The 589-nt window shown below is 38.4% G+C and carries 1 protein-coding gene; it reads right to left on the reverse strand.

Annotation, left to right across the window (positions count from 1 at the left end; genetic code table 11):
• Window positions 1-243: 243 nt before the first annotated feature.
• Window positions 244-589: hypothetical protein (locus ACFINZ_RS11720; protein ID WP_375701610.1), on the reverse strand; the 346-nt coding region annotated here is incomplete at its 5' end.

Raw genomic sequence — 589 nt, forward strand, 5'->3', positions numbered from 1 at the left:
TATTGATTTCCTCCTATTTGAGCGCAATTCCCCCGTGGCGTGAATCACGCTGGTGTTTAAAAGTTGGTTTGGTTGTTAGAGTTTGGATTTTATAGGCTGCATTATGTCTTCAGAAATTATGGTATCTACATAAGGCTCGTCTTTATACCCAGAGATAGTGATACAAAGTTCACCTAGATTGTGAGTATTTCTCACAACTAACTGTGCACACAAGGTAGGTTTAATTCCATATTTATACATGATTTATTTTTTCTCGTTTGTTGTGATACGGCTTTCTCCGCAGATCTCTGAATCTCCGTAAATTTTTGCGTCGCCATAAACTCTTGCATTGGGATAAACAATTGCATTTCCGTAAATCTGTGCGTTTTCAAAAATGCGACCACCACCATATACTCGGGCGTTATTATAAATTTTTGCATTGTCATAAATTTTTGAACCCCAAGTAACACAAGCATTATCATAGACCCAGCAATTGCCATCATGAGAGAGATTGCTTTCATTTTCTATAAAGCCCCCAAGGTCCCCAGCCTTAACATCACCAAAATCTTTTAATGCACGTATGCGGTAAAGCGTAAGGTATCCATCAAAC

The organism is Bartonella sp. AA81SXKL (genome assembly GCF_042196945.1).
Taxonomy (GTDB): domain Bacteria; phylum Pseudomonadota; class Alphaproteobacteria; order Rhizobiales; family Rhizobiaceae; genus Bartonella.